This window comes from Bacillus carboniphilus (assembly GCF_020524035.2).
Lineage (GTDB): Bacteria > Bacillota > Bacilli > Bacillales > JAIVKR01 > Bacillus_CC.
In genome coordinates this window covers 1,085,393-1,112,387 of the sequence record NZ_CP129013.1, presented here as the reverse complement: position 1 = coordinate 1,112,387, position 26,995 = coordinate 1,085,393, and the positions used below count along the sequence as shown (strand labels likewise).

The 26,995-nt window shown below is 36.1% G+C and carries 23 protein-coding genes, 4 pseudogenes and 1 other annotated feature; all 27 genes and pseudogenes read left to right on the top strand.

Going from position 1 to position 26,995, the window contains the following annotated elements:
- Window positions 1-35: 35 nt before the first annotated feature.
- The 27 genes and pseudogenes from LC087_RS05605 (at window position 36) to LC087_RS05475 (ending at window position 26,857) form a co-directional block, all read left to right on the top strand.
- Window positions 36-1,952 carry a stage V sporulation protein D gene (locus LC087_RS05605; RefSeq protein ID WP_306020284.1) on the top strand — a complete coding sequence of 639 codons (1,917 nt, stop codon included), beginning with the start codon at window positions 36-38 and terminating at the stop codon, window positions 1,950-1,952.
- 174 nt (window positions 1,953-2,126) lie between these two features.
- Window positions 2,127-3,595, top strand: a pseudogene (locus tag LC087_RS05600) (UDP-N-acetylmuramoyl-L-alanyl-D-glutamate--2,6-diaminopimelate ligase).
- A gap of 104 nt (window positions 3,596-3,699) precedes the next feature.
- On the top strand, window positions 3,700-4,674 hold the full coding sequence (gene mraY, locus LC087_RS05595) for a phospho-N-acetylmuramoyl-pentapeptide-transferase (RefSeq protein WP_306020282.1): 975 nt from the start codon (window positions 3,700-3,702) through the stop codon (window positions 4,672-4,674).
- Window positions 4,675-6,024 (top strand): annotated as a pseudogene (murD, locus tag LC087_RS05590) (UDP-N-acetylmuramoyl-L-alanine--D-glutamate ligase).
- A gap of 76 nt (window positions 6,025-6,100) precedes the next feature.
- Entirely contained in the window at window positions 6,101-7,201 is a 1,101-nt protein-coding gene (gene spoVE, locus LC087_RS05585) for a stage V sporulation protein E (RefSeq protein WP_226538427.1), read from the top strand.
- Window positions 7,202-7,240: 39 nt separating this feature from the next.
- Complete coding sequence (gene murB / locus LC087_RS05580; RefSeq protein WP_226538426.1) at window positions 7,241-8,155, top strand: UDP-N-acetylmuramate dehydrogenase; 915 nt, start codon at window positions 7,241-7,243, stop codon at window positions 8,153-8,155.
- A 132-nt stretch (window positions 8,156-8,287) separates the two neighbouring features.
- Entirely contained in the window at window positions 8,288-9,088 is an 801-nt protein-coding gene (locus LC087_RS05575) for a cell division protein FtsQ/DivIB (protein ID WP_226538425.1), read from the top strand.
- Window positions 9,042-9,776 (top strand): DUF881 domain-containing protein, encoded by a 735-nt coding sequence (locus LC087_RS05570; RefSeq protein ID WP_226538424.1) that lies wholly within the window; start codon window positions 9,042-9,044, stop codon window positions 9,774-9,776. Before LC087_RS05575 ends, LC087_RS05570 begins: the two co-directional genes overlap by 47 nt.
- Before the next feature lie 16 nt (window positions 9,777-9,792).
- Window positions 9,793-10,515, top strand: coding sequence for a DUF881 domain-containing protein (locus LC087_RS05565; protein ID WP_226538423.1), 723 nt, complete (start codon window positions 9,793-9,795; stop codon window positions 10,513-10,515).
- On the top strand, window positions 10,515-10,883 hold the full coding sequence (locus LC087_RS05560) for a small basic family protein (protein ID WP_226538422.1): 369 nt from the start codon (window positions 10,515-10,517) through the stop codon (window positions 10,881-10,883). The genes LC087_RS05565 and LC087_RS05560 overlap by 1 nt, the downstream gene beginning before the upstream one ends.
- Window positions 10,884-11,044: 161 nt before the next feature.
- Complete coding sequence (gene ftsA, locus LC087_RS05555) at window positions 11,045-12,337, top strand: cell division protein FtsA (RefSeq protein WP_226538421.1); 1,293 nt, start codon at window positions 11,045-11,047, stop codon at window positions 12,335-12,337.
- Window positions 12,338-12,381: 44 nt separating this feature from the next.
- Window positions 12,382-13,512, top strand: a pseudogene (ftsZ, locus tag LC087_RS05550) (cell division protein FtsZ).
- 499 nt (window positions 13,513-14,011) lie between these two features.
- On the top strand, window positions 14,012-14,923 hold the full coding sequence (gene spoIIGA / locus LC087_RS05545) for a sigma-E processing peptidase SpoIIGA (RefSeq protein ID WP_226538672.1): 912 nt from the start codon (window positions 14,012-14,014) through the stop codon (window positions 14,921-14,923).
- Between the two features lie 48 nt (window positions 14,924-14,971).
- Window positions 14,972-15,685, top strand: a complete 714-nt coding sequence (gene sigE, locus LC087_RS05540) for an RNA polymerase sporulation sigma factor SigE (protein WP_226538419.1) — start codon at window positions 14,972-14,974, stop codon at window positions 15,683-15,685.
- Between the two features lie 231 nt (window positions 15,686-15,916).
- Window positions 15,917-16,696 (top strand): RNA polymerase sporulation sigma factor SigG, encoded by a 780-nt coding sequence (sigG, locus tag LC087_RS05535; protein ID WP_226538418.1) that lies wholly within the window; start codon window positions 15,917-15,919, stop codon window positions 16,694-16,696.
- Between the two features lie 156 nt (window positions 16,697-16,852).
- On the top strand, window positions 16,853-17,110 hold the full coding sequence (locus LC087_RS05530; protein WP_226538417.1) for a YlmC/YmxH family sporulation protein: 258 nt from the start codon (window positions 16,853-16,855) through the stop codon (window positions 17,108-17,110).
- A 77-nt stretch (window positions 17,111-17,187) separates the two neighbouring features.
- Window positions 17,188-18,012 (top strand): peptidoglycan editing factor PgeF, encoded by an 825-nt coding sequence (gene pgeF, locus LC087_RS05525; RefSeq protein WP_226538416.1) that lies wholly within the window; start codon window positions 17,188-17,190, stop codon window positions 18,010-18,012.
- A 2-nt stretch (window positions 18,013-18,014) separates the two neighbouring features.
- Window positions 18,015-18,698, top strand: coding sequence for a YggS family pyridoxal phosphate-dependent enzyme (locus LC087_RS05520; protein ID WP_226538415.1), 684 nt, complete (start codon window positions 18,015-18,017; stop codon window positions 18,696-18,698).
- 6 nt (window positions 18,699-18,704) lie between these two features.
- Window positions 18,705-19,139: a cell division protein SepF gene (locus tag LC087_RS05515; RefSeq protein WP_226538414.1), complete on the top strand. Its 435-nt coding sequence runs from the start codon at window positions 18,705-18,707 to the stop codon at window positions 19,137-19,139.
- Between the two features lie 7 nt (window positions 19,140-19,146).
- Complete coding sequence (locus tag LC087_RS05510; protein WP_226538413.1) at window positions 19,147-19,419, top strand: YggT family protein; 273 nt, start codon at window positions 19,147-19,149, stop codon at window positions 19,417-19,419.
- Between the two features lie 50 nt (window positions 19,420-19,469).
- Window positions 19,470-20,246, top strand: a complete 777-nt coding sequence (locus tag LC087_RS05505; protein ID WP_226538412.1) for a YlmH family RNA-binding protein — start codon at window positions 19,470-19,472, stop codon at window positions 20,244-20,246.
- 139 nt (window positions 20,247-20,385) lie between these two features.
- Window positions 20,386-20,877 (top strand): DivIVA domain-containing protein, encoded by a 492-nt coding sequence (locus LC087_RS05500; RefSeq protein WP_226538411.1) that lies wholly within the window; start codon window positions 20,386-20,388, stop codon window positions 20,875-20,877.
- A gap of 99 nt (window positions 20,878-20,976) precedes the next feature.
- Window positions 20,977-21,201, top strand: a binding site (T-box leader).
- 43 nt (window positions 21,202-21,244) lie between these two features.
- Window positions 21,245-24,017: pseudogene (gene ileS / locus LC087_RS05495) on the top strand (isoleucine--tRNA ligase).
- A 103-nt stretch (window positions 24,018-24,120) separates the two neighbouring features.
- A complete protein-coding gene (locus LC087_RS05490) occupies window positions 24,121-24,879 on the top strand; it encodes a MerR family transcriptional regulator (RefSeq protein ID WP_226538409.1) in 759 nt (252 codons plus the stop codon).
- Window positions 24,880-24,981: 102 nt separating this feature from the next.
- Entirely contained in the window at window positions 24,982-25,278 is a 297-nt protein-coding gene (locus tag LC087_RS05485; RefSeq protein WP_226538408.1) for a TraR/DksA C4-type zinc finger protein, read from the top strand.
- A 192-nt stretch (window positions 25,279-25,470) separates the two neighbouring features.
- Entirely contained in the window at window positions 25,471-25,950 is a 480-nt protein-coding gene (lspA, locus tag LC087_RS05480; RefSeq protein ID WP_226538407.1) for a signal peptidase II, read from the top strand.
- Window positions 25,937-26,857 carry an RluA family pseudouridine synthase gene (locus tag LC087_RS05475; RefSeq protein WP_226538406.1) on the top strand — a complete coding sequence of 307 codons (921 nt, stop codon included), beginning with the start codon at window positions 25,937-25,939 and terminating at the stop codon, window positions 26,855-26,857. The genes lspA and LC087_RS05475 overlap by 14 nt, the downstream gene beginning before the upstream one ends.
- Window positions 26,858-26,995: the final 138 nt, after the last annotated feature.

The window sequence follows — 26,995 nt, the reverse complement described above, 5'->3', positions numbered from 1 at the left end:
GGAACTACAATAGTAGAGGGGAGTTTCATCTTTATATGAGAGTCTCGAATGTTACCGTGCGCAGAAGACTAGTAACTGTTTTGTTGATTGGGTTTTTCATTTTTTTTATCATTGATATTCGCTTGGGCTATGTTCAGTTTTTCATAGGTGATAAACTTACTTCTTTAGCGAAAGAGTCATGGAGTCGGAATGTTCCATTCCAACCTAAAAGAGGAGAAATACTTGATCGAAATGGGGTCGAGCATGCAACCAATAAAAGTGCTCCGACCGTTTTTGCTGTTCCAAGACAAATCGAAAACCCTGCTCAGGTGGCAAAGAAAATTGTCACTATACTTGATATGTCAGAAGAACAAGCATATCAATATTTGACCCAGAAAGATTTTATGGTCAAGTTTAATAAAGGGGGCAGAAAAATAACGGAGGAGCAAGTAAAAGAAATTCAAGATTTAGATATTGAAGGTATTTATGTTGCAGAAGACTTTAAAAGGTATTATCCTTTCGGAGATTACTTATCTCATGTTCTAGGTTTCACAGGTATTGATAATCAAGGGTTAAATGGATTGGAGTTAACTTATCAAGAGCAATTACAAGGAAAAAAGGGATATGTTCAAATCTACTCTGATGCAAAAGGGCAAAAAATGAAGAACGAAGCTGATGATTATGTCCCACCTCAAGATGGACTCGATTTAATGCTAACGGTAGATTCAAAAGTTCAATCCATTATTAAGAGAGAATTGGATATTGCCGAAACGCAGTATAACCCTGATGGTGCAATTGCCATCGCCATGGATCCTAATACGGGAGAAATATTAGGAATGTCGAGTCGTCCATCCTATAATCCGGAAAATTATCAAGAAGTTGATGCGGATGTCTATAACAGAAACTTACCAATATGGAGCCAATATGAACCAGGATCTACATTTAAAATTATCACTTTAGCTGCCGCAATTGAAGAAAACAAGGTTGATTTAAAGAATGATCAATTTTACGATCCCGGTCATATAGAAGTGGCGGGCGCGAAGCTAAGGTGCTGGAAAAAGGGTGGACACGGTTCACAAACATTTTTAGAAGTCGTCCAAAATTCCTGTAACCCAGGTTTTGTGGAACTTGGACAAAGGTTAGGGAAGGATTTATTATTTGACTATATTCATGAATTTGGCTTCGGTGAAAAAACCGGAATTGATTTACAAGGAGAAGGAAAGGGTATACTTTTTAAAGAAGAAAAAGTTGGTCCTATTGAACTTGCCACGACCGCTTTTGGACAAGGAGTATCCGTAACCCCTATACAACAAGTAGCTGCCGTATCAGCGGCAATTAATGGAGGAACGCTATATACGCCTTTTGTAGCTAAGAAATGGATCAATCCTATTACAGGAGAGGTTATTATGGAAAACGAACCGAAAGAAAAGCGTCAAGTTATTTCTGAGGAAACTTCAAAGGAATTGAGGGGTGCATTGGAATCTGTTGTCGCAAAAGGAACAGGCGGAAAAGCATTCGTTGATGGGTACAGAGTAGGAGGGAAAACAGGGACTGCTCAAAAAGCGCAAGATGGGAGATACTTAGAAAACAACCATATCGTTAGCTTTATTGGCTTTGCCCCAGCAGATGACCCTGAAATTGTCGTTTATGTGGCTATAGATAACCCAAAAGGAACGGTCCAATTTGGTGGTGTGGTAGCGGCCCCTATTGTTGGAAATATTATTGAAGATTCATTAAGGGCTCTAGAGGTTGCACCAAGAGAGAATCAAATTGAAAAAGAATATAAATGGAATGAAGAAAAAATGGTGGAGGTTCCTAATTTAATTGGGTTAACAAAAAGAGAATTACAAAATCAACTGATTAACTTTTCCCTTAAAACAAGCGGTGAAGGGGACCGAGTCGTACAACAATTACCTGAAGCGGGCTCAAAAGTAAAAGATGGCTCGACGATCAAAGTTTTTTTGAGTGATTAATACTAGATTACAATTGTATATCAATTTATACACTCTCAATAAGCATATAGCACTTTCGGTTAATTTAAGATAAAATAGTGAGGATGCAACGAAAAAGGCTATTTATTAATTTTTCATTATAGAATACATTTCTAATTACTTGTTTAATACACTTTAAAGAGAGGATAGGGCACCATGAAATTATCTACACTTTTGGACCAACTAAATAATTATCAACTTATCAACGATTCAAACCCTACGATCTCTTCAGTTGAAATGGACTCACGTAAAGTTACAGAAGGCACCTTATTTATTTGTATAGAAGGTTATACTGTTGATGGACATGATTTTGTTCATTCTGCCATTTCAAACGGAGCCGTAGCTATTTTGGCTGAAAAACCATTAAAAAATATACCTGTACCTGTGATTGTGGTGAATAATAGTAGAAGGGTTATGGCAAAGCTCTCAAGTATTTTTTACGATGAGCCTACTAAAAAAATGCAGTTAATTGGAGTTACTGGTACCAATGGAAAAACAACGACTACGCATATTATCGATCAAATTTTAACAGAGGCGAATAAAAAAACTGGATTAATAGGTACTATGTACATTAAAATCGATGATAAATTGACGGATACAGTTAATACGACCCCTGAAAGCTTAACTTTACAAAAAAACATTTTCAGAAATGGCTAATGTTAATATAGATAGTGCTGTGATGGAAGTCTCTTCTCATGCCCTCCATCAAGGTAGAGTGCATGGATGTGATTTTAATATAGCGGTATTTACTAATTTAACGCAAGATCATTTAGATTATCATGGCTCTATGGAAGAGTATCGAAATGCTAAGGGGTTGTTATTTGCACAGTTAGGAAATACATATGATGGGAAGGTCGCTATTTTCAATCAAGATGACGCTGCAACTGATTACTATTTTTCAATGACCGCCGTTGATATTGTAACGTATGGAATAAAAAATGAAGCAGACGTTATGGCTAAGAATATTCAAATGAATGCAGAAGGGACGACATTTGAACTTTGTACCCCAAAAGGAAACGTTTTGATTAAGGTTCCTGTTGTGGGAGAGTTTAGTATTTATAATATTTTAGCTGCTGTGGCTGCATGCTTAGCCGCTAAAGTGGAGTTAAAGATAGTTGAACAAGCGCTTCATAAGCTCGAAACTGTAAGAGGACGTTTTGAATTAGTGAAAAGTGATAACCCTGCGCAGCCCATTGTCATAGTGGATTATGCTCATACGCCAGATAGTTTAGAAAATGTGCTCCAAACCGCTCAGCAAGTTTCAACAGGGAAAGTTTACGTTGTGATTGGTTGTGGAGGAGAACGAGATAAACTTAAACGGCCAAAAATGGCGAGAATTGCAGTAGAGAAAGCTGATTATGCCATCTTCACCTCTGATAATCCAAGAAGAGAGGACCCAAAGTCTATCCTTATCGATATGGAAGCAGGAGTGAAGGGGGGAGAAATACCACTTGATTGAGAGTCGAAAAGAGGCAATTGAATTTGCTCTGAGTAAAGCAACAAGAGAAGATGTTGTCCTCATTGCTGGTAAAGGACACGAAACATACCAAATTATTGGGAATGAAACTTATTCATTTGATGATCGTGCTGTCGCCATCGAAATATTAGAAGGAAAAAGATTTTAAAACCCGTTCGAATAGATGAAAATTTAGCAAGGAAGAGTGGATACAATAATGGAGTTTTATAGAGCAACATGTCATATTTTTATAAAGATAGGAGGGTATAATGGATGCTACAACAAGTGATCTTATTTACTATTTTAGTAAGTTTTCTCGTCACTGTTCTCCTCCTGCCCTTTTTTATTCCTTTTTTAAGAAGGTTAAAATTTGGTCAAAGTATACGTGATGAAGGTCCCAAATCTCATCAAGCAAAAACAGGTACCCCAACCATGGGGGGAATTGTGTTTATTATTGCGATATTTTTTGCAACTTTAATCATGACTTATACCTTTTTTCAACCAGAGTTGGAAATGTTTTTACTGTTATTTGTGTTACTTGGTTATGGTTTGCTAGGCTTTTTAGATGATTATATTAAAGTCATTATGAAACGTAATCTAGGATTGACATCAAGGCAAAAACTGATTGGACAAATAATCATTGCGGTTATTTTCTATATTGTCTATCGTTCGATGGAAGGATCTACCTTGATACATATACCAGGAACTGATTTTAGCTTTGATACAGGAGTATTTTATATGTTTATTGTTATTCTTATGCTTGTAGGTGGATCGAATGCTGTTAATTTAACTGATGGTTTAGATGGTTTGTTATCAGGAACGCCAGCAATTGCTTTTGGAGCTTTTGCTGTTTTAGCATGGAACGGGTCCCAATATGATGTAGCGATCTTTTCTGTTGCTGTTGTAGGCGCAGTGTTAGGATTTTTAGTCTTTAACGCCCACCCAGCAAAAGTGTTCATGGGTGATACTGGTTCGTTAGCATTAGGGGGCTCTATTGTTGCAGTTGCTATTCTTACTAAACTTGAACTTTTATTAATTATCGTTGGTGGCGTATTTGTTGCAGAAACGTTATCGGTTATTATTCAAGTGATTTCTTTTAAAACAACAGGAAAAAGAGTGTTTAAAATGAGTCCGCTGCACCATCATTATGAGCTGATAGGGTGGTCCGAGTGGAGAGTTGTCGTGACGTTTTGGATAGCTGGATTGTTACTTGCGATGTGTGGAATTTATATTGAGGTGTGGTTGTAATTGAAGCATATAGAAAAATATAGTCAGAAAAAAGTACTCGTATTAGGTCTTGCAAAAAGTGGATTAGCAGCAGCGAAATTATTACATAAGCTAGGTGCAGATGTAGTTGTAAATGATTCAGCAGCAGAAATGAACATGCCATTGAATTAAAGAAGATAGGAATAAAGGTGATATGTGGTAGTCACCCCGAAAATATCATTCAGGATGAACAAATTGAAGTGGTTGTCAAGAATCCAGGTATTCCTTATTCAAATCCAGTAATTGAACAAGCGCTAGCTAAAAACATACCTATCTTTACGGAAGTAGAACTTGCTTATCAAATATGCGATGCAGAGATTATTGCTATTACTGGATCAAACGGGAAGACAACTACTACGACACTCATATATGAAATGTTAAAAGAAGATGGGAAGGAGCCTCTAATGGCTGGAAATATTGGACTCGTTGCTTGTGAAGTAGCACAGAAAGCAACAGATAACAATATTTTAGTTATGGAGTTATCTTCTTTTCAACTGGAAGGAACAAGCACTTTTAAACCAAAAGTGGCTGTTTTATTAAATATTTTTGATGCTCATTTAGACTATCATCATACTCGAAAAAACTATGAACGTGCTAAGCAAAAGATATTCTTAAATCAAACAGAAGATGACATTTCTATTGGTAATAAAAATGATCAAGCAGTTACCAATTTAATCGCAGCTAGTAGTGGACAAAAAATCTTTTTTTACAACAAAGGATGACCAGCTATCAGATTTGTATGTGGAGGATGGTTCGATTTATTATCAAAAAGAACAAGTGGTTTGTTTAAAAGATATTATCTTACCTGGTGAACATAGCTTGGAAAATATTTTGGCTGCGATAGCTGCAGTTAAAACGAAGGGCGTTTCCAATAGGGCAATTCAAAAGGTTCTTGCTTCTTTTGAGGGGGTCAAGCACCGGTTGCAATTTGTTAATGAGATCAATGGACGTCGCTTTTATAACGATTCTAAAGCAACGAATATTTTAGCTACTTCTAAAGCATTAAAGTCTTTTCAAGAACCAACGATCCTTCTAGCAGGAGGTCTTGACAGAGGAAATGAATTTGATGAACTAAAGAAGTATTTTAATCATGTGAAAGTGGTCATTACATTTGGTGAGTCCGCTGAGAAAATTGAGCGTGTGGCAAATGAGTCTGGAATACAAGTGGTTAAACGTGTCGATAATGTGGAAGAGGCTGTAGTAGAAGCATACTCCAATTCAGAGTCTGGTGACATCATCCTTTTATCCCCTGCTTGTGCTAGTTGGGATCAATTCAAAACTTTTGAAGAAAGAGGAGACATGTTCATCAATGCTGTGCATAAGCTAAAATAGAGGCTTGTACATAGTGGATACTCAATTTTTACAATATAAATAGTGTGCCTCTAATACTTGGTATGGGGTGTATCACTTGAACATTAAAAAATCAACACCAGATTTTTTATTGATTATTATTACATTATTATTATTAACTGTTGGTCTTATCATGGTGTACAGTGCTAGTGCAGTTTGGGCTGACTTTAATTTTGACGATAGCTTTTATTTCTTTAAAAGGCAACTTTTATTTGCGAGCGTAGGGGTAATTGCTATGTTCTTCATCATGAATGTTGATTATTGGACATGGAGATCTTGGTCAACCGCCCTTATTTTAGTCTGTTTTTTATTACTTATTCTTGTTTTAATCCCTGGAATCGGGATGGAAAGGAACGGTTCGAGAAGTTGGATCGGAGTTGGTGCTTTTTCAATTCAACCTTCTGAATTTATGAAGCTGGCGATGATTGCCTTTTTAGCAAAATATTTATCTGAGAATCAAAAGAAAATAACGTCTTTTAAAAAAGGTTTAACCCCAGCTTTGTCTTTTGTATTCTTAGCATTTGCTATGATCATGCTACAACCAGATTTAGGGACAGGAACGGTCATGGTAGGAACTTGTGTAACGATGATCTTCGTTTCAGGAGCGAGATTAAGTCATTTTATGTTCCTTGGTGTTTGTGGGATCATTGGGTTTATTGGTCTGGTTATTTCTGCTCCATATCGAATGAAGAGAATTACCTCATTTCTTGATCCATGGGAGGATCCATTAAATACCGGATTCCAAATCATTCAATCTCTTTATGCGATCGGTCCGGGTGGTTTACTTGGTCTTGGTCTTGGACAAAGTAGACAAAAGTTTTTTTATTTACCTGAACCGCAAACAGATTTTATCTTCGCGATTTTAGCAGAAGAGCTTGGATTTATTGGTGGGACGTTTGTCATTTTATTGTTTAGTATATTGCTTTGGAGAGGCATTCGCATTGCCCTCGGAGCTCCAGATTTATATGGAACCTTTATTGCAGTTGGCATTATTGCAATGATTGCTATTCAAGTTATGATCAATATAGGAGTGGTAACGGGTTTAATGCCTGTTACTGGTATAACGCTTCCTTTTTTAAGTTATGGCGGCTCTTCTCTAACATTAATGCTGATGGCTGTCGGTGTTTTACTCAATGTTAGTCGATATTCTCGTTTTTAAATGTGCAAGTGTAAACTCTGTCTTTATTTGGAGGTCATTATGAAAGAATTATTGAATGAACTTCGTGAAGCTAATATAGGCAACCTTTTAGTAAATGAGCCTATGAGTCAGCATACAACTATGAAAATTGGAGGTCCTGCAGACTTATTTATCGAGCCTGTGAATGTTGATTCTTTTCCAATTATGATGAAAATACTACATAAGTACAACATTAAGTGGAGGGTAATTGGTAGAGGATCGAATTTACTAGTAGACGATCTGGGAATAGAGGGTGTTGTGATTAAACTTTCAAATGGCATTGATCACTTAAAGCTTTCAGAAGAAGGGATTGTTACAGTTGGTGGTGGTTTCTCTATCATTACTTTGTCAACACTCCTCAGTCGAAAAGGATATTCAGGTTTAGAATTTGCCAGTGGGATACCGGGCTCAGTAGGTGGAGCTGTTTATATGAACGCAGGAGCGCATGGCTCTGATATATCTAATATTTTAGTCAAGTCTCAAATTTTATTTGAGGATGGCTCAATAGAATGGTTAACCAATGAGGAAATGGAATTTTCGTATCGAACATCGATCCTACAACAGAAGAAACCTGGAATATGTATACAAGCAGTTTTCCAATTAGAAAAAGGGGAAGTAACAAAGATTAAGTCGGATATGCAAAAGAACAAGGATTATCGAAAAGAAACACAGCCTTGGAATTTACCTTGTGCCGGAAGTATATTCAGAAATCCACTTCCTTACTTTGCTGGTCAATTAATTGAAAAAGCTGGTTTAAAAGGATTGAAAATGGGTGGTGCCATGGTTTCTGAAATGCACGCAAATTTTATCGTTAATACGGGAAATGCAACATTTAAAGATGTAATAGACCTTATCGAATACATTAAACAAGTAGTTAAGGATAAATACAACATTAGCATGGAAACAGAGGTGGAAATTGTAAGGAGGAAATCCTGAATATCCTCCCCTTTTTTTACCTATCTTGTGATATAATGACCTATATAATAGGCTGACTCGGATCAGGGCGGTTGCTCTTGGAAATTATAGGAGTCAGCCGATTTGTTTCTTTAAAATGAGGATTGGTGAAAATTGGAAAAAGAAAAAGTAATTTTGTTAGAGGATCGTCTCCCGAAACTTAAACAACAACGAAAACAAAAAGCCAATAGACGGTTTATTGCTTTTTTATCCGTTTTCTTTCTACTTCTGATAGCTATTATTTATTTAAATTCCCCCTTTAGCAAGGTTGGGGAAGTGATTATAAGTGGAAATGATATGATTGATCAGGAAACGATCCTAGAAACAAGTAATATACATATTAATCAATCAGGTTTTTGGAATTTAAAAGAGGCTACCATTGAAAATGATATAAGTAGACTTGAGGTTATAAAAAAGGTGACCGCTACAAAAAAACTTCTCCATACTGTGGAAATCCAAATAGATGAATATCAAGTTGTAGGATTTGTAGTAAAAGATAATGAAAAATGGCCGATATTAGAGAATGGTCAATTGCTTAGTGAACAACAATCTCAAACTAAAAATGGGCCAATCGTACAAAAGTGGACAAGTAATGAGCAATTACAAGAACTAGCAAGTCAATTAATAAAAACCCCTATAAGTGTACGTAATTCTATGTCTGAAATTAGTTTCTCGGATAAAGACCCGAACTTTATATCTATATATATGAATGAGCAGATAGAAGTGAAAGTCTATGTCCGTGATCTTTCCTCCCAAATGATTGCATATCCTTTATTTCTACAGCAAATCGTGGATGAGAAGGGCTATTTGCAACCAGGAGTTATTGATCTACAGGTAGGCCAGATATACACCCCTCTAGATCGAGGAAATGAAATTGATCTTGATAATCAAGAGGAGGGTGACGGTGAAACGTAATAGAACTTTCGTGGCATTGTCGTTTTCTTTTCTTGTATTTGGATTTGTCGTTTCATTTTCTTATCAGTCTATGAAAGAGGAGCAACCAATTGATGAGTTGAAAAATGAGCAATGGCAAAAAGAGTATGAGGAAAGGGAGCTTTTAATAAAACAAGAGAAAAAAAATAAGGAGCTAGAAAAGGAGTTAATTGAAAAACAAAAAGAAGTAAAAGATATTGAAGATACGTTAAAGGATGAAGAGAAGCTATATTATAACCTTGTTGAAGAGGTGGAACGATATCGTATGTATTTAGGAGATATCGCTGTTACAGGCCAAGGTGTGAAAGTAACTTTAGAAGATTCTTCATACATTCCCGAAGGAGATAATGTTAATAACTACATTGTACATGAAGGTCATATTTTTCAAGTGATCAATGAATTAATCATTTCAGGTGCAAATGCGGTGTCTGTAAACGGTCAAAGAATTGTTCATGATTCTTATTTATTTTGCAATGGACCCGTAGTTACGATAGATGGGAATCAATATTCAGCCCCTTTTACTATATCTGCAATTGGAGATGTAGAAACCTTAGATGCAGCATTGGAAATATCGGGGGGAGTTGTAGATCAACTTACTTATGACAATATTGCTGTTAAAGTTGAACAAGTGAAAGAAGTACATATGAATCCAGTGGAAAATAGAAATTGATGAGATGTGATGTGTTTTGGAACGTGCGAAGATCAGAAAATTGATAACTTTCTCTTTATTATCAACAGTCGTTGGATTCTTATTCGTTGTCCAATTTTATTCTGTAAATCAACCTGAGATTAGAGATACAAGGAATATTTGGCAATTACGAGAGGACTTATTGAAAGAACAAGAGAGAAGTCGAACTCTTGAACAAGATATTTATAAGTATGAACAACTTATTGCGAATTATGAAACGCAAATGAATGATAGCCCTGAAAAAGCGCTAAAGGAAACTCTAGAACAGCTAAAGGTTGAAGCAGGTCTTACTCAAGTCGAAGGGGAAGGGGTTAAAGTTACCATCGATTCGTTGTTCAATGAACAATTAGGAATGCAAGTAAGTTACGTTTCTCCGGAAATCATGCAAAAGTTAATTAATGAGTTGAATTCTTTTGGTGCTGAAGAAATCGCCGTTAATAATAGAAGAGTTGTCAATTCTACTGTTATAAGGGATATAAATGGCGTAACGAAATTAGATGGATATGGTCTCAATTCCTTTCCAATTCAGATAAACATTTTGACGGATGATGTTGAAAAACTTTCTAATAGGTTTTTAGCTTCGACTATTGAGGAGGATTTTGCCGTTGATAATCTATCAATTGAAATTACTGAACCAATCGAGCAAATCATGATCCCTGCGTATGATGAACCAATTACTGTCAAATACTTATCGCCTCTTTCTGAAGGGGGGGAAAGTTGATGGTTTGGATATTACCCATCGTAGGATTAATGATTGGGATTGCTCTAGGATTAATAACGGATATCCAGTTACCCTCCGAGTACTCTAACTATTTGTTAATTGCTATTCTTGCATGTCTAGATTCTCTGTTTGGTGGAGTTCGTGCATATTTGCAAAATATTTATGATGAAATCATTTTTATAACGGGCTTCTTATTCAATATGCTATTGGCAATAAGTTTAGCTTTTCTAGGCGTACATCTTGGTGTAGACTTGTATTTAGTAGCAGTGTTTGCTTTTGGAATGAGGCTTTTTCGAAACATAGCAGTAATAAGAAGAATGCTCATTTCAAAATGGCAATTAATAAGAAAAAATGCAAAAAAAAGTTGAGAATTTAAAAGGGAATATTATATATTTGTTGAATTTACTGATAGTAAGTGTTCAAATAACAAATAACATAAAGAAACAATTTTGAAGTAGCCATCTCAAATATAGTTCTTGATTTGATTAACATAATTGTTGGTAAAATGAATTTAAGGGGGTGCCATAGAATGAACAACAATGAAATTTATGTTAGTCTTGACATCGGTACATCCAATGTAAAAGTGATTATTGGTGAAATGAATAAAGATTCTTTAAATATTATTGGTGTGGGGAATTGCAGATCGAGTGGAATAAAAAAAGGTTCGATTGTTGATATAGATGAAACGGTTCATTCTATAAAAAAAACGGTCGAACAAGCTGAAAGAATGATTAATTTCCCAATTAATAAAGTAATTGTTGGAGTGACAGGTAATCATGTTCAACTACAAGAATGTCATGGAGTTGTTGCTGTATCAAGTGAGAGTCGAGAAATCTCAAATGAAGATGTTCATAGGGTGATTGAAGCGGCTCAAGTAATATCAGTACCCCCTGAAAGAGAAATAATCGATGTCATACCTAAACAATTTATTGTAGACGGATTAGATGAAATTACAGACCCTAGAGGGATGCTTGGTGTAAGGCTTGAAATGCAAGGGACGATTATCTCTGGATCAAGAACAATTTTACATAATTTACTTAGATGTGTTGAAAGGGCTGGCCTAGAAATTACGGATATTGCCCTGCAACCCTTAGCAACAGGATCTGTTGCTTTGTCAAAGGATGAGAAAAACTTAGGAGTTGCTCTTATTGATGTAGGAGGAGGTTCTACGACCATTTCTTTTTTTGAAAATGGATTACTACAAGATTTTCGAGTAATTCCAGTTGGTGGAGAACACATCACAAAAGATATATCGATTGGATTAAAAACATCGACTGAAGATGCTGAACGAGTGAAATTAGAACATGGACACGCCTTTTATCACTATGCTTCAGAGGATGAGTTATTCGAAGTTTCCATGATTGGTTCAGATCAATTACAATCGTTTAACCAGAAAGAAATATCAAATATAATAGAGGCAAGGTTGGAAGAGATATTTGATATGGTCCATCGTGAACTTAAAAGGATGGGAGTAAAGGATATTTCAGGTGGGTTTGTATTAACTGGAGGTTCTGTTAATATACCAGGTGTCTTGGAGCTTGCACAGGATGTTTTTAGAAATAATGTTCGGATAGCAGTTCCAGATTATATAGGTATAAGAGAACCGCAATTTATGACAGGAGTTGGCTTAATTCAGTTTGCCTATAAAAATGCAAAATTACAAGGAAGAACGATAGGCTCTCCGATTGAAGCAGAAGCAGTACATGCAGGCAATATCCCAAACCAACAACCAAAAAAACAAAAAGTAAAGCGGAATCCAAAAAAAGAAGACAATCGAATTGGTGGAAAGCTTAAAGATTTTTTTGGCTACTTTTTTGAGTAATAAGAACGGAAATGGAGTCATTTGATGGATTAGGAGGATTTCGAATGTTGGAATTTGATACAAATGTTGAAGGACTAGCTACAATAAAGGTGATCGGAGTTGGCGGTGGAGGCAATAATGCTGTAAACCGAATGATTGAACATGGTGTTCAAGGCGTTGATTTTATTGCTGTAAATACAGATGCACAAGCACTTAATTTATCTAAAGCTGATACTAAGATGCAGATTGGTGCAAAATTAACTCGTGGTCTAGGTGCAGGTGCAAATCCTGAAATAGGAAAAAAAAGCCGCAGAAGAGAGTAAAGAACAGTTAGAAGAAGCATTAAAAGGTTCAGATATGGTCTTTGTAACTGCTGGAATGGGTGGTGGTACTGGAACAGGTGCTGCTCCAGTTATTGCAGAAGTAGCGAAAGAGCTTGGCGCATTAACGGTAGGAGTAGTTACTAGACCATTTACGTTTGAAGGTCGTAAACGAGTACCCAAGCTGCTGGTGGAATTGCATCTATGAAAGAAGCGGTAGATACATTGATTGTTATTCCGAATGATAGATTGTTAGAAATTGTTGATAAAAACACACCAATGTTAGAAGCTTTTCGTGAGGCTGACAATGTACTTAGACAAGGTGTTCAAGGGATTTCAGATCTCATTGCAACTCCTGGTCTAATCAACTTGGATTTTGCAGATGTTAAAACGATTATGTCTAATAAAGGATCCGCTTTAATGGGTATTGGAGTAGCTACTGGTGAAAATCGTGCACAAGAAGCAGCTAAGAAGGCTATTTCAAGTCCACTTCTTGAGACAGCTATTGATGGTGCACAAGGTGTCATTATGAATATCACAGGTGGAACAAACTTGAGTTTATTTGAAGTTCAGGAAGCAGCAGATATTGTTGCCTCCGCATCTGATCAAGATGTGAATATGATCTTCGGTTCCGTCATTAATGAAAATTTAAAAGATGAAATTGTTGTGACAGTCATCGCTACTGGTTTTGTAGAAGCAGAAGTCACAAAGTCAGTCGGTCGATCCATCCCAAATAGATCTTCTTCTCCTAAGAGAGAAGCGAAGTATCAACAACAAGAAGAGGATTCTGAAGAAATGATTTCAAGAGCTTCTCAAAATGCAGAAGATACGCTTGATATCCCAACTTTCTTGAGAAACCGAAATAAGAGAAAATAAGTAATCGACCAAAACACCTCACCCAATCATGTTGGCTGAGGTGTTTTTAGCATGGGAAAATAATTCTCATTGTTTTTTTCAGAGTAAGAAAGTATATAAATAGGTCCTTATTTAGCTTGCGGTTTTAATTCTTGTCTAGCTCCATTGCCCAGCAACTCGTAAGTTTTCGCCCTCCTCCTTATGATAAGTCAACATCGAAGCCTGCGGCTTTTCGTGTTTCCTTTATCTCATACGGAGTGCTCAAGCCCCTTCGTTGCTAAACGGGTGCTTGCGCTTTTCTTTAATTAAATTCCTTATATTCTTCTTCCTATAAATCTTCCAAAAATTATTTGATGATTTCGCCAACATATGACAGATTCCTTTTTGAAGTTCATTTATACTGTATTCAATTCAAACTTTATTAAGTTTTTATCTTCATATAAAGATTCAAATGGGTGAATGCCAATTAACAAAGATTTTTATTAGTGACACATTAAAGAGGAGGAACGTCAAATCATTGGTGATTTATTTAGATCTAATTTTACTTTTAAATTTTTTATTTGATGGAATGCTCCTTTTTTTAACGTCACTATTATTAAAGAGGAAAGTAAAAACATATAGAGTCTTTTTAGCGTCTTTAGTTGGCGTCATTGCTGTTATCTTTTTGTTTACACCTTATTCTAATGTAGTGAACCACCCTGTAATAAAAATATTTGTTTCCGTAGTTATGGTAATCATTTGTTTTGGTATTAGACAGTGGAGAGGCTTCTTCCAGGCTCTATTATCATTTTATTTTGTTTCTTTTATTGTGGGAGGGACCTTGCTTGGGATGTACTTTTTTTTTCAAGCGGATCCTTTTACAACAACTTTTTATTCGCAGTCTTCTTCCTCTATTGGAGACCCTGTAAGTTGGTTTTTTGTTGTGCTTGGGTTTCCGCTAGCTTGGTTTTTTGCACATAGACGAATGAAAGAGGTAGAAACGAAAAAAATTTTTTATGACCAAATCGTAGACGTCATTATTGAAGTGGAACACTTCAAAATGAATATTCGTGGGTTAATTGATTCTGGAAATCAGTTGCATGACCCCATCACAAGAGCTCCAGTTGCTATTCTTGACGTTAATAAGGTCGAACAAATTCCAGATCCACTCGTTCATTTAGCTAAAACCAATGATTTAGATTTAATCTCTGAAGATATGTCATTTTGGATGGATAAAGTACGGGTCATTCCATATAGAGTGGTAGGTCAAGAAAATCAGTTTTTATTAGCTGTAAAACCTACTTCTTTTATGATTATTCATAACGGAGAAATGCATCATGTGAAAAGAGGGCTTATCGGATTGTCTTCTGTCAAAATGTCCTCTAATGAAGAATTTTCATGTATTATTCATCCTAAAATGATTCAAGATGCCCAAGTAGGACCACATCTTTAACTTATTAATAGTTTACTCATAAATTAATAAAATAGAAGGGAGTCCATCATGAAAAAGATTAAGTTTACATATTGGTGGTACAAAATTCTTATAAAGCTTGGAATAAAAACAGATGAAATTTATTACATAGGCGGAAGTGAGGCGCTTCCTCCTCCTTTATCAAAGGAAGAAGAAGAGATTTTACTAATAAAATTACCTAAAGGGGACGAAGCTGCTAGGTCAATATTAATTGAGAGAAACCTTCGTTTAGTTGTGTATATAGCTAGGAAGTTTGAAAATACAGGGATAAATATCGAAGATTTAATTAGTATAGGGACTATCGGATTAATCAAAGCTGTCAATACTTTTAATCCGGAAAAGAAAATAAAACTTGCTACATATGCATCAAGATGTATTGAAAACGAGATCCTCATGTATTTAAGAAGGAATAATAAAGTACGTTCGGAAGTTTCTTTTGACGAACCGTTAAACATTGACTGGGATGGAAACGAACTATTGCTTTCTGATGTTCTCGGGACAGACGATGATATTATTACAAAAGATATTGAAGCAAATGTAGATAAGAAATTATTGGTAAAAGCGTTAGACCAGCTTAATGATCGAGAGAAACAAATAATGGAATTAAGGTTCGGATTGCAAGGAGAAGAAGAAAAAACGCAAAAAGATGTGGCCGACATGTTAGGGATCTCTCAGTCTTATATATCAAGGTTAGAGAAACGTATTATTAAAAGGTTAAGAAAGGAATTTAACAAGATGGTTTGATTAATGACACATGTTAGACAATAAAAAATGTTTATAGACTATTTTTTACAAAAAATAAGAAAGAAGGCTTTAGCTTTTCGATTCACCGTCCTTTTTCCCTACTTTTTCAACACGTACTAATAGTCAATTTCTCATTAATGAAGTTTTTTTATAAATCATACCTATGCATATTTTTCCTTCCTAAGGAGATACTTATTTTTGACAGCAACCGTACTACTGGGAGGGAAAGATGTGACAAGAAACAAGGTAGAAATTTGCGGAGTAGATACATCAAAGCTCCCTGTCTTAAAAAATGAAGAAATGAGAAAACTATTTAGACAAATGCAAAGCGGTGACTTATCAGCTAGAGAAAAGCTAGTAAATGGTAATTTGCGTCTTGTTCTTAGCGTCATTCAACGGTTTAATAATCGAGGAGAATATGTTGATGACCTTTTTCAAGTTGGTTGTATCGGTCTTATGAAATCAATAGATAATTTTGATTTAGGACAAAATGTGAAATTTTCAACTTATGCCGTTCCTATGATTATCGGTGAGATTCGGAGATATTTACGTGATAACAATCCCATTCGAGTCTCAAGGTCACTACGAGATATTGCTTATAAAGCTCTTCAAGTAAGGGAGAAGCTAATGAGTGAAACCTCAAGGGAGCCAACAGCAGTAGAAATTTCAAAAGTGTTAGATGTTCCACATGAAGAGATTGTTTTCGCTCTTGATGCCATTCAAGATCCTGTTTCTTTATTTGAACCTATTTATAACGATGGAGGAGATCCAATCTTTGTCATGGATCAAATAGGAGATGAAAAAAATAAGGATATACAATGGATTGAGGAAATCGCTTTAAAAGAAGGATTGAGAAGGTTAAATGATCGAGAAAAATTAATATTAAGAAAACGTTTTTTTCAAGGGAAAACTCAAATGGAAGTAGCAGAGGAAATAGGAATTTCTCAAGCGCAAGTATCGAGACTTGAAAAAGCAGCCATTAAACAAATGAATAAAAATATTCAAAACTAAATTTAAGTAAAGGGAAATCCTATTAGTGATATTAGCTAGGATTTCTTTTTTTGTTCATATAATTACTACTTCTCTAATATAAAAACCATACATACATATATAAGGATAAGTACTGCATCTTTCTTAAAATCAACATTGATGAAAGGGTGATTTTATATGATGAACATATCTCATTTTCAAACAAAGGATGTTGTGAATGTTTCCGATGGTAGAAAGTTAGGAAATATAGATGACTTCGATATAAATGTAACAAACGGAAAAATCCAAGCGATTATTTTAGGTGGGTCAGGGAAATTATTCGGTTTCTTGAACAAAAATGAAGAAATTGTCATACCTTGGAACAATATTGTTAAGGTAGGAGAAGATGTTGTTCTTGTTAGAATGAATTTAGACGTGGAGTTAATAGACGATTAATCAAATTGGTATTAAACCCATACCGCGAATTGTGGTAAAATATAAACATGATCCTGTCGAAAAGGAAGATGATGGTTATGGAACCTTTTCAATTAAGGAATGACTTATATATGTCTATTCCTCTCCTTGAAGAACTTAATCCCTCGATTGTTGCGGGTTTTTCTACAAAAAGAGGTGGGATAAGTCGAGGCGACTTTAATTCTTTAAATTTAGGTCTTCATGTAGGAGATGAACAGCAATCGGTTAGGAACAATCGTCAAGTTTTATCAGAGGCGATTGAGTTTCCTCTCTCGAATTGGGTATGTGCTCAGCAAACTCATCAAGATCACATCGAAAAAGTAACAGTTACTGATTTACAAAAGGGAGTCTTTGACGAGCAATCGGCACTTTCTTCAACCGATGGAATGTATACAAATGATAAAAATTTGATGTTAACGTTATGCTTTGCTGATTGCGTCCCTTTATTTTATTATCATCCAAAAAAACAGCTAATAGGGCTTATTCACGCAGGATGGAAAGGTACCGCAGCGAAGATTTCCAGAAAAATCGTTTCGGAATGGGTAATGAAAGAAGGAGCTTCGTTAAACGATATATACGTGTTTATCGGTCCATCGATAAAGGGTTGTTGCTACATAGTGGATGACCGCGTGATTACTTCCGTAGGGAAAACAGTTCACGCACCTGCCCAACAATATGCAAAAGAAGTGACAAAAGGACAATATGCAATTGACCTTAGTAAAATAAATAAATTGCAGTTAGTAGAAGAAGGAGTGAAAGAAAAGAATATTTTTTCTTCCTCCCTTTGTACAAGCTGTAAGTCAGACTTGTTTTTTTCTCATCGAAGAGATGGAGGAAAAACAGGAAGAATGATGAGCTTTATTGGATATAAGGAGGATATTTGACAGTGTCTGTCGAAAAGAACTTATCACAACTAAAAAAAGAGATAGAAGATACATGCTCTAAAATGGGTCGTAGTATTCATGACATAAACATTATTGCTGTAACCAAATATGTTTCAAAGGAAACGGCTAAGGAAGCCGTTGACCTAGGGGTTACCCACCTTGGAGAAAATCGAGTTGAAGGACTTCATGAAAAATATGAGAACTTAGGTAAAGAAGTGACATGGCACTTTATTGGTACTCTTCAATCGCGAAAGGTGAAGGATGTTCTTCCTTATGTAGACTACATACACTCTTTAGACCGTTTATCTTTAGCAAAAGAAATTAACAAGCGTTCAACTAAAAAGGTACCATGTTTTGTTCAAGTCAATACATCTGGTGAAGAGAGTAAACATGGACTTAAACCAGAGGATGTAGTGCCCTTCATTAGAGAACTAGAAGCTTTTTCTAAAATTAAGATCGTCGGATTAATGACGATGGCACCTTATACGGATGATGAAAAAAGGATACGCTCATGTTTTCAAATGTTAACGAGCCTAAAGAATGAAGTGCAACAATTGCATTTACCTTATGCCCCGTGTGAAGAACTGTCTATGGGAATGTCCAATGATTTTCAGATCGCTATTGAAGAAGGAGCCACGATGATTCGCATTGGTTCATCGTTAGTTGGAAATGAACGAAAGGAGTGAGAACACTTGAGTATGCGTAATAAGTTTAGAAGTTTTTTTGCTTTAGATGATGATGAGTATGAATATGTGGAAGAATACATCGATGAAGAAGATGAATATGAGGGACAATTGAATCAACAAAAAAGCAACAAACAAAATGTTGTAAGTTTGCAAAGTCTGCAAAAATCATCTAAAGTAGTGTTAAGTGAACCTAGATCTTATGCAGAAGCACAAGAAGTTGCCGATGAACTAAAAAATCGTCGCGCCGTCGTAGTCAACTTACAACGAATCAAGCACGATCAAGCAAAACGAATCGTGGATTTTTTAAGTGGTACGGTTTATGCGATTGGCGGAGATATTCAACGCATTGGAGTCGATATTTTCTTATGTACCCCAGAAAATGTGGAAGTGGCAGGTTCCATTACCGATTACATACAAGAAGAAGAGAAGCAAAGGTGGTAATGAATAAATGGATTTGCTATTTAATATTATAGTAAGCTTGATTCGAATATACAGCTATGGTGTCATTATTTATATTTTTATGTCATGGTTTCCTGGAGCGCGAGAATCGTCAATCGGACAGTTTTTAGGCTCGATCGTCGAACCGTTTTTAGAGCCATTCAGACGGTTTATCCCACCGATTGGCATGATTGATATTTCTCCAATCGTTGCCCTAATTACGTTACAATTAGCAACGGAAGGTCTTGCAGTAGTATTTAATAATCTTTCGAGAGTTTTATAATAAAGGACTGTAAAAGTCCTTTTTTTGTTCGATATAATAAGGAGGAAAAAATGAAATCTATTTATCAACACTTCCGATATAGTGAACGTCCTTTTATTGATCGCGCTCTTGGGTGGAAAAAGCTAGCGGAAGAGCGCCACCAAATAAAGCTAACGGATTTTTTAAACCCGCGAGAACAAAAAATTGTCCAAGCTCTTATCGGAAAAAATGATGATTGTGAGGTTCGTTTTTACGGTGGGTACAATGAAGCAGAACGAAAGAGAGCCATTATTTTTCCTTCTTACTTGGAACCATCAAAAGATGATTTTTCCATAGCCCTTTTTGAAGTAGACTATCCAAATAAATTCGTGGAGTTAGAACATCGTCATTTATTAGGAGCGTTGCTAAGCCTCGGATTAAAAAGAGAGAAATTTGGCGACATCTTAAAAACGGAATCTAAACTCCAATTTATTACTGGTCTTGAATTAGACGCATACTTACCGATGAATTTGAACGAGGTAGGCAAGTATAAAGTAAAATTAAAAAAAGTGTTTACAGACGAATTAAACATTCCAAAGACAGAATGGGATGAAAAAGGTGTAACTGTCTCTTCATTACGATTAGATGTTGTTTTATCATCTATTTACAATCTTTCAAGACAGAAAGCACAAGCTTATATAAAAGCTGGAAAGGTGAAAGTGAACTGGACAGAAACGGAAGAAGTAAATATAGAAGTAGAGGAAAATGATATGCTTTCGATCAGAGGTTTAGGTCGCAGTAAAATTACCGAATTGAATGGGAAGACCAAAAACGGGAAAGTTAAGATGGTTGTGGGATTACTGAAATAAAGAAAGGTAAGCATCCTAATTTCTCTTTTAAACAAAAAATATCGCTGTTTTGCAGGATATTAAATATTTTAGTCGAATTATCGTTTATAATAAGAGTGCGTAGAATTAAGCTATTAAGATTAAATTTGGAGGTGGCGTTGTGCCTTTAACACCGCTTGATATACATAATAAAGAATTTGCAAAAGGGTTTCGTGGTTATGACGAAGATGAAGTAAATGACTTTCTTAGTCAAATTATTAAAGATTATGAAATGGTCATCCGTGAAAAAAAGGAATTAGAAGAAAACTTACGTGAATTAAATGAGAGGTTAGGACACTTCAACAATATTGAAGGAACGTTAAACAAATCTATTTTGATTGCACAAGAAACGGCTGAAGACGTAAAACGTCAAGCTCAACAAGAAGCGAAGTTAATTGTAAAAGAAGCAGAAAAAAACGCAGATCGCATTATTAACGAGGCGTTAGCTAAATCAAGAAAAATTTCTTATGAAATTGAAGAAATGAAAAAGCAATCAAAAGTGTTCCGAACAAGGTTTCAAATGCTGATTGAGGCTCAATTAGATATGTTGAAAAACGATGACTGGGATCACCTCATGCAGTTTGAAGCAGAACCTGTATACGAAGAGTCATAATAATATAGCATGACTTTTTGAACAACCGTTTAAAGGGACCCTTGACTTTTACGAGTGTTTTCACATATAATACGTTAAATAAAAGAGTGTTAATATCGATCTATTACGATGATGGGGACAGTAATTTAATCTTAAACTTATTAAAGCGAGTCAAGAATGGTGAGAGCTTGGCATAAGTGATTAAGTGAAAATCACCCTTGAGTTCTAATACTGAAAGAAGTAAGTATTAGCGATTCATTCACGTTACGAATGTCTGAGTGAGTATAGAGGCCTGTCTTCTATATTTATAAGGGTGGTACCGCGAGCAACCTTCTCGTCCCTTTGGGATGAGAAGGTTTTTTTATGTTCTAAAATTGGAGGAATTAAGATGGATTACAAAGATACGTTACTCATGCCAAAAACGGCCTTTCCTATGAGAGGAAATCTTCCTAATCGTGAGCCTGAGGTTCAAGAAAGATGGAACCAACAAGAAATTTATGAAAAAGTGATGGATCGTACCAAAGGGCGTCCATTATTTGTTCTTCATGATGGACCGCCGTATGCGAATGGCGATATTCATATGGGTCATGCATTAAATAAAATATTAAAGGATTTCATTACTCGCTATAAATCCATGAGTGGTTTTCATGCTCCTTATGTCCCAGGATGGGATACGCATGGGTTGCCAATTGAGACTGCATTAACGAAAAAGAAAAAAGTGAAACGAAAAGAAATGAGTGTTGCCGAATTTAGAAAACTATGTGAAGAATATGCATGGCAACAAATCGATGGGCAAAGAGAACAATTTAAACGTTTAGGTGTAAGAGGAGACTGGGAAAACCCTTATGTTACGCTAAACCCTGAATATGAAGCAGAACAAATTAAAGTGTTTGGAGAAATGGCGAAGAAAGGGTATATTTACAAAGGATTAAAACCTGTTTATTGGTCTCCATCAAGTGAATCTGCTTTAGCAGAAGCCGAAATTGAATACCATGATAAACGTTCTCCTTCCATTTACGTTAGTTTTTCGGTTGTAGATGGAAAAGGTGTATTGACAACAAATGATAAAATCATTATTTGGACGACAACTCCTTGGACCATTCCTGCTAACTTAGGGATTGTGGTTCATCCTAAATTAACGTACAGCGTCGTTTCAGTAGGTGAAGAGCGATTTGTTGTTGCAACGGAGTTACTTGAAACTGTCGCATCAGAGTTAGAATGGGATCAGTATCAAGAAGTGACAACGGTATCAGGAAAAGATCTTGAAAAAATCACAACGAAACATCCGCTTTATGATCGTGAATCACTCGTAATGTTAGGAGACCATGTCACAACAGATGCTGGTACAGGCTGTGTTCATACCGCACCAGGACATGGTGAAGATGACTTTATTGTCGGCCAAAAATATGGGTTAGAAGTTCTTTGTCCAGTCGATGAAAAAGGTTATATGACGGAAGAAGCTCCTGGATTTGCAGGTTTATTCTATGATGAAGCCAATAAACCAATTACAGAAAAGCTTGAAGAAGTAAACGCTTTGTTAAAGTTAAGCTTCATTAAACACTCCTATCCACATGACTGGCGTACGAAAAAGCCAACGATTTTCCGTGCCACTGCGCAATGGTTTGCATCTATTAAGGATTTCCGTGAGCAGTTACTAGAGGAAATTAAAGCAACTACTTGGCTACCTTCATGGGGAGAAACTCGTCTTTATAATATGGTTCGTGACCGAGGAGATTGGTGTATTTCCCGTCAAAGAGCATGGGGCGTTCCTATCCCAGTGTTTTATGGAGAAAATGGGGAGCCGATTATTACGGATGAAACGATCGACCATGTCGCAGCCTTATTTAAAGAGCATGGCTCAAACATTTGGTTTGAAAAAGAGGCCAAAGACTTGTTGCCCGAAGGGTTTACCGATGCATATAGTCCAAACGGATTATTTACTAAAGAAGTAGATATTATGGATGTGTGGTTTGACTCGGGTTCGTCTCATCAAGCCGTTTGTCATGCTAGAGAAGAGCTTCAACGACCTGCTGACCTTTATTTAGAAGGGTCTGACCAATACCGAGGCTGGTTCAATTCTTCGTTATCAACGGCGGTTGCTGTGACAGGAAAAGCTCCGTATAAAGCAGTTTTAAGTCACGGTTTTACTTTAGATGGTCAAGGAAGAAAGATGAGTAAATCATTAGGGAACACTATTCTTCCATCGAAGATCGTGAAGCAATTAGGAGCGGATATTATTCGTCTATGGGTATCCTCTGTTGACTACCAAGCCGATGTTCGTGTTTCAGATGATATTTTGAAGCAAGTAACCGAAGTGTATCGTAAAATTCGTAACACGTTCCGCTTCTTGTTGGGTAATCTAGCTGATTTTGATCCAGCTACTCATAAAGTTTCTTTGGAAGATTTACGCGAAGTAGACCGTTATAATGCTTGTTAAGCTCAACAAATTAATTGATAAGGCTAAAAGGGGTTATGAAAACTATGAATTTTCTACGGTTTACCATTCTGTTCATAACTTCTGTACGATTGAGCTAAGCTCATTTTATTTAGATTTCGCCAAGGATATTTTATACATTGAAGCGGCTGATCAAGAAGATCGAAGAGCGATCCAAACGGTTTTATATGAAAGCTTATTAGCGTTAGTGAAGCTAGTAGCGCCAATCTTACCTCATACGGCTGATGAAGTATGGAGTCATATTGATTCTGTTGAGGAAAAAAGTGTCCAACTAGTGGATATGCCTGAAACTGTTGAAATCGCTGAAGCAGAGCAGTTAGAGGAAAAGTGGAACTTGTTTATGTCCGTTCGTGACGATGTGCTAAAATCATTAGAAGTGGCAAGAAGTGAAAAAATAATTGGAAAATCATTAACAGCTTCAGTTTCGCTTTATGCAAATGAAGAAGTGTATCAATTGCTTTCTTCGATGAATGAAGATTTTAAACAACTGTTCATCGTGTCACATTTTGATCTAGCAGGAAAGCTGGAAGATGCACCACATGGAACACAAGACTTTGATCGATTGAAAATCGTTGTCAGCCCAGCAGAAGGGGAAACGTGTGAAAGGTGCTGGGTTGTCAAAAAAGACATTGGTGAAAATAAACAACACCCAAGTCTTTGCGTCAGATGTGCATCGATCGTTTCAGAGCACTACCATGAAGGATAATAAATATAAGATGGAGGAGCCTTTTAAAGGGCTCCTTTTTTAAATTAATTTCTTTACTTTCACGTAACGTCAACCTTTATGATAAAGATAAGGAGGTGAAAGAGTGGAATTTTCGATCAAAGAATTAGCATCCTTATCTGGTGTAAGCACACGAACGCTCCGTTACTATCATGAAGTTGGTCTACTTGAGCCAGCACGAATCAGTTCTTCTGGTTATCGAAAATATGACCAAAAACAAGTTGACTTACTACAACAAATATTATTTTATAAAGAAATGGGTTTAAAGCTCGAATTAATTAAAGAAATTATTTACTCCTCTTCTTTTGACCATCTTACGGCTTTGAAAGAGCATCATAAGCAGTTACTTCACGAAAAAAGGAGGATAAACGAGTTAATAAAAAATGTCGAAAGAACGATTGAAGCTTCAGAAGGGAGAATAGAGATGACGAACGAGGAAAGATTTGAAGGGTTTAAAAACGAATTAATAAAAGAAAATGAGAAAGCTTATGGAAAAGAGATTCGAGAAAAATACGGGAATGAAACGATCAATAAATCAAATCAAAAATTAAAACAAATGACCGAAGAGCAATATCAAGATCATAAAGATGTTGAACAGGAGTTAAATCAACTTTTAAAAGAAGCTGTTCAAACAGGTGACCCGCAAGGTGAGATTGCTCAAAAAGTGACTGAATTACACAAGCGATGGCTTTTATTTTATTGGCATGAATATAATGTGGAAGCACATAAACAGCTAGCTCAGATGTATGTAGAAGACGAAAGGTTTAAGGCTTACTACGATAAAATTGCGGATGGAACCGCACAATTTTTAGAAGATGCGATCAAGAAATTTGCTAAGGACTGAAGATGAATTTGCGTGTTCTTTCACAGGAAAATCTTTATAGGTTGAGGTGTGGAAATAACGGACACACTATCTGTACACTTCTTAAAATAAGGAGCTGTTCAAATGGTTGTGTCCGTAGAACAAATTCAATTTGAATTGCTTAAAACGAAGGAAGAATTAGAAAAATGGTTACTATACCATCCAACACGACAAGAAAATAATTATGATGAAATTGTCTATTTTATTAAGGCTGAGTTAGAAGATGTTAATCGAGCGTTGAAGAAAATAGAATTAGGGAGCTATGGGATATGTGAAGAAACGAGTCATTTTATTCCCATAGAGAGTATGAATAGCTGTCCTACAGCTCGAACGGTTAATGATGTGTCTTTTAGTCAATTTTATTCGAAGAAACTTATATAAATAAATTATAAAAGGTATTTATCGGATGAAAAAGCAGAATATTTTGACACAAAGGCGCTACCTTTTATTGTGGCGTCTTCACCTTTACGTCACCAACCCGTTGTGCTAAAATTCAAAAGGATTACTAAAGAAATTTAAAAACAATAAAGATACATATAAAGGTAATATGATCAATTTAGGGGGGAAGAGTGAGTGCTAGTTTTTTTGATTGTTCTATTTATTATTGCTTTAGATCAAATCACGAAATGGATTGTTGATACAAACATGTATTTAGGACAAAGAATTACGATCATTGATCAATTTTTATACATAACATCTCACCGAAACACAGGTGCTGCTTGGGGAATTCTATCAGGACAAATGTGGTTTTTTTACATCATCACCGTTATTGTCGTTATCGGTTTAATATATTACATAAGAAAGACGCCAAAACAAAAGTTCTTAATGAGATTGGCGTTAGCTTTTATGTTAGGTGGAGCCATTGGGAATTTTATCGACCGTGTGGTGCGTAAAGAAGTAGTGGATTTCATTGATACCTATATTTTTAGTTATAATTTTCCCATATTTAATATTGCAGACTCGGCATTATGTATTGGAGTCGGACTATTACTTATACAAATGATTCTAGATGAGAGAAAACAAAAGGAGAAAAAGCTTCATGAATCAAATTGAACGAACCGTTTTATCTGAGGAGAAAGGACAGAGGCTTGACAAAGTCCTTGCTCAATTTAATTCTGAATGGTCAAGAACCTTTGTCCAATCTCTTATTAAAGAGGGACATATTACCGTTAATGGTGCTCTTCCTAAAACGAATTATAAATGCCAAGCAGGGGATCAAGTAACTATTACGATTCCAGAACCTGAACCACTTGAGATATTACCAGAAAAATTGGATCTTGATATCGTTTATGAAGATGAATATGTTTTAGTGGTAAATAAACCTAGAGGAATGGTTGTTCATCCTGCACCAGGTCACTCGTCTGGTACGTTAGTAAATGGATTAATGGCTCATTGTAACGATCTTTCCGGGATTAATGGTGTTATGAGGCCAGGCATTGTTCATCGGATTGATAAAGACACATCGGGTTTATTAATGGTGGCTAAAAACGATTTAGCTCATGAGTCGCTTGTCAAACAATTAGTGGCTAAAACCGTCACAAGAAAATATTTGGCGATCGTGCATGGAGACATCGCTCACGATCAAGGAACGATCGATGCGCCAATAGGTCGAGATCCTAAAGACAGGCAAAAAATGACTGTCACAAATGAATATAGCCGTGATGCAGTTACACATTTTGATGTGATTGAACGGTATGGAAACTATTCCTTTATAGAATGTAAGCTGGAAACAGGAAGAACCCACCAAATACGGGTTCATATGAAATATATTGGTCATCCATTAGCTGGTGATCCTAAATATGGTCCGAGAAACACTTTAGCTATAGAAGGACAAGCTCTACATGCAGCTACGCTAGGCTTTGTTCATCCAAAAACAAAGGAGTATCTTGAATTTGAAGCTGAAATGCCACAAGAGATGACGAAACTGATTTCTGAATTGAAAAACGGAGTTGACTTCTAGTTATTTTTCTGCCATAATACTTTTAATTGAATAGCCTTTAACACAGTCCCGTGAGGCTGAAAAGGAGCGTTTAACATGCATCTAATAGTGGTGTATGTATACTTTTCCTGCGCCTTTCTGCCCAACGGTAGAAAGGCT